This window comes from Streptomyces sp. NPDC008125, from assembly GCF_042957125.1.
Taxonomy (GTDB): Bacteria; Actinomycetota; Actinomycetes; order Streptomycetales; family Streptomycetaceae; genus Streptomyces.
Genome location: NZ_JBIBHR010000054.1, coordinates 1 through 3600, shown reverse-complemented (window position 1 = coordinate 3600; position 3600 = coordinate 1). Strand labels below are relative to the sequence as shown.

3 protein-coding genes and 1 pseudogene are annotated in these 3600 nt (G+C 62.3%); 3 read left to right on the top strand and 1 reads right to left on the bottom strand.

Annotation, left to right across the window (positions count from 1 at the left end):
* The first annotated feature begins 226 nt into the window (after positions 1 to 226).
* Complete coding sequence (locus ACFZAX_RS35345) at positions 227 to 826, top strand: SMI1/KNR4 family protein (protein WP_390967072.1); 600 nt, start codon at positions 227 to 229, stop codon at positions 824 to 826.
* A gap of 21 nt (positions 827 to 847) precedes the next feature.
* Here ACFZAX_RS35345 and ACFZAX_RS35340 read toward each other — a convergent pair.
* Positions 848 to 1722 (bottom strand): IS5 family transposase gene (locus ACFZAX_RS35340; protein ID WP_390967070.1). Its coding sequence is split into 2 segments (ribosomal slippage): positions 848 to 1375 and positions 1378 to 1722, totalling 873 coding nucleotides; the frame shifts between segments, so codons are not numbered across the junction.
* 107 nt (positions 1723 to 1829) lie between these two features.
* Here ACFZAX_RS35340 and ACFZAX_RS35335 point away from each other — a divergent pair.
* Together ACFZAX_RS35335 and ACFZAX_RS35330 are read left to right on the top strand one after the other, a co-directional pair.
* Positions 1830 to 2127 (top strand): annotated as a pseudogene (locus tag ACFZAX_RS35335) (hypothetical protein); the annotation flags it as partial.
* A gap of 52 nt (positions 2128 to 2179) precedes the next feature.
* Positions 2180 to 3274 carry a DUF4238 domain-containing protein gene (locus ACFZAX_RS35330; RefSeq protein ID WP_390967068.1) on the top strand — a complete coding sequence of 365 codons (1095 nt, stop codon included), beginning with the start codon at positions 2180 to 2182 and terminating at the stop codon, positions 3272 to 3274.
* Positions 3275 to 3600 lie beyond the last annotated feature (326 nt).

Genomic DNA, 3600 nt, shown 5'->3' with positions numbered 1-3600 from the left:
CTCCCACACGTCCGGCCCGACGCTCTCCCCGACCCGCTCACCCATCGCCACACAACGAGTCTGGCCCTGCCGCTCACGCGGCAGGGCCAGAAGCCCAAGATCTTCATCAGTCTTCTAGGGCGTGTTGCGAAAGTGCTGGTCACAGCGCGTAAGCGGGGCTGACCCCGCCGCGGTGGTTGTCAGTGCGGCCTCGTAGGCTCTCGGCGACCTGATCGAAGGGACTGTCGTGGAAGACCCGACGGGTATCGCAGCACTGGCCAAGATCCTGCCTCCGGATCTGGGCGCGGACGAGGAGATCGACTGGACGGCAGCCGAGGCACGTTGGGGCACGCGATTCCCGCGTGACTACATGGCCTTCATGTCCGTCTACGGCGCTGGCTCGTTCGATGAAGTCGGCATCCTGATGCCCCTGCCGAAGGAGTACATCCAGTGGGACCCCGGAACCTTCAAGGAGGAGACGGAGAACGCCCGCGGCACCTGGGAGATGCTGGAAGGCCAGGAAGGCCTCGACATCGACCCGGACCACATCCTCGCCTGGGGCATCACCTCCGGGCCTGACATCCTCTGCTGGCTGACCACTGACCCAGACCCTGACCAGTGGCCCGTCCTGGTCTGCGGCCGACACACCCGCGATGACTTCACCCTGTTCGCCTGTGGCATGGTCGAATTCCTCCGCAAACTGCTCCTGGACGAGCACGACCCCTACCCGCTCAGCATCGGCCTGCGCGACGTCTCCCCGCGCTACGTGCACTGGCTTGAGGAACAACGTCGCTGGAAGGCGGAGTTGGACCCTTACTCCGGTGAGCCACGACCAGCTGACCAGTAGGGGCTATCCCGAGATCACTGGTCACAGCCACTCGTTGATGGCCGCGACCAGCACCGTCGCTTCGTACCGGATAGCCAACTTGTCGTATCTCGTGGCCACGGCTCGATGCCTCTTGAGCCGGTTGATCCCGCACTCGACCGCGTGGCGCTCGCGGTAGTCGATCTTGTCGAACTTCGGTGGCCGGCCACCGGCCGAGCCGCGCTTCTTGCGGTTGCGGATCTGGTCGGCCTTCTCTGGAATCGTGCAGGGGATGCCGCGCTTGCGCAGGTACTCGCGATTCTCGCGAGAGTCGTAGGCCTTATCGGCTCGGACCTTGTCCGGCCGGGTCCGTGGCCGGCCCGGGCCAGGACGAGGCACCCGGATCGCTTCCAGGACTGGCTGGAATTGCGGGCTGTCGTGCCGCTGGCCGGCTGTGATGAGCAGCGACAGCGGTTTCTGTTCCTGCTCGACGGCAAGGTGCAGCTTGGTGGTCAGCCCGCCACGCGAACGTCCGAGGCCGTGGTCCTCGGGCTCAGTGTCGACACCACCGGGCGTCTCCTTCTGAAGTGCCCCTTTTTCCGCGCCCCAGCCGCGTGCTGGTGGGCTCGGGCGATGGTGGAGTCCACGCTGACCTCCCACGTGATCAGGCCCTGCGCGTCGGCTTCGGACTGCAGTTGCTCGAAGATCCGCTTCCAGGTGCCGTCGCGCTGCCAGCGGCGGAACAGGTCGTAGGCCCGGTCCCACGGCCCGTACCGCTCCGGGACATCCCGCCAGGGTGCACCGGTCCTGGTCCGCCAGCGTATGCCGTCGATCAGCTGTCGACGCGTCCACGTCGGCGGTCGGCCAGGCTTCTTGCCTCGCGGTAGCAAGGTTTCAAGCCGGGCCCACTGACCGTTTGTCAGATCTCCACGTCCCACGGCTCTTGATCATCTACGACCTTGATCGACTTTCGCAACAGACCCTAGTTGCCAGGGCGGCCGTCACCAATTGAACCTGCCTCCTGGTGGGGCGGCGATCCCGTTTGCACCTCGACGACCTCGCTGCGGGCGATACCATCCGCTTCCGCATCCGCGGCACCGACGAGACCTGCGACGGGAACGTCCTCCGCGTCACCGAGGACCCGACTTCGAAGCTCTCCTCGGCGGCGAGGCCTCAACAAACACCGCACCGCCGACCGCGACCAGCAACTCGCTGACATTCGCAGTATCTACGCCCTAGAGATGGAGGCCCTCGGCATCATCGCCATTCAGATTGAGCGCGTGCCCTGTAGGGACCCAAGCATGCGTTTAACTAATAGTTCCCCCTCGGCCTCATTCTCGTAAGCGCGGTGCCCCACTGCCCATTTGCTTCCTCAACTAGACCCAGGAGTAAGGCTTGAGTAACCGAGTAAGGAGACAGCACACCGTCTCCAAGTTCTACTTGAACGGCTTCGCAGATGACGCCGGGAGAATTCGCCGAGTTTCACTCCCTGGTGACCCCGCACCCGTTCTTTCAACTGGCGATGCGAGCGTAATTAAGGACTTCTATACGGTAACGCTTCCCGATGGTTCTTTGTCAGATTTCTTCGAGAGGGCATTCAGTAAAATCGAGCGCCCGGCTGCCGAGGCGCTGAAGCTTATACTCTCAGGGACTTGGCCGATCCAAGGTGAACACCGGAAATTTTTCGCCACGTGGATTGCCCTGCAGTACCTAAGGGCCGAGCAGATACGGCAGAATCAGAAGAGTAATAACGCTGAAATGATTCGACTCCTCGTCGGAGTCTCAGGGAAAGAGGCACTGCGCTCCCGCATTCAGGAGGCCGACGGACGCGTTGTCGGCGACGAGGAGCTTGACATCGAGTGGCGGGACCTGACTAAGCCCGGTGGTCCCGACATGGCCGCCCACGCCAACGACCACATTCGGTTGCTGATGGATCTCCTACCTGGCACCGCCGCCTACCTAAACGACTGCCAGTGGACGCTATTTAAATTCAATCGACGCTCCATAATTACATCCGACCATCCCGTTTCGCTTGCCGTCGCACCTGATTATCCCGCCTGGCAAGGTGTGGGAATTTTCACAGCCGACCTGTTCTTGGTTCCTCTCAGTCGCCGTCACGCCCTCACAATTCAACCAAAAAACCTCCGGGAGGGTGTGGAGATCCCCGACTTTGCTATTTCAGGATCGACGAAGATCGCGCAGAGCATTAACCAAGAAACAGCCATGGGGGCTCGAAAGTACATATACCAACATCCCGAAGAGTCACCGCTTCAAAAAATCCGTCTACCCCAGCCCGTGATGCGCGACCGGCCTGGGATGTCTAATACCGACGAACTTATTCGCGAAGAGGGGCTCTTTAGTGGTATCCCGGAAGCAAGTCTACGTGCCATGTCAGATTCATCTCCTCCGGGAGATCGGGAAAATGGTATGACGATCGACGACCTTCCTTGGCCGATCTCTGGGCGCCGCCGACCAAGAGCTGACGGGTGAGGTCAGCAGCCACCCACAGGGCGTGACTCCCACGCTCGCTCGCGGTCCCGGCGCCAGTCCGCACACAGTCCGCAGGACACCCGATCAGGACCGTCGCACCCCATCGCCAGCCATCACCAAAAGGCCAGGTCAGCGACCTGCGGCCACCATCGCCGCAGCTCACCGACCTGGCTACTGAGATTGAACTCGTGAAGTCGTAGGGGCTGACGGGGGGTGCTTGCCTGCGGTATCACGGGAGGATGAGGTATCCACAGGGTGGCGGGTTGACCGCTGAACGGCAGTGCAGGCGCGAGGAGTTACGGCTCCAGGCGGCTGAGCGGTTCGCT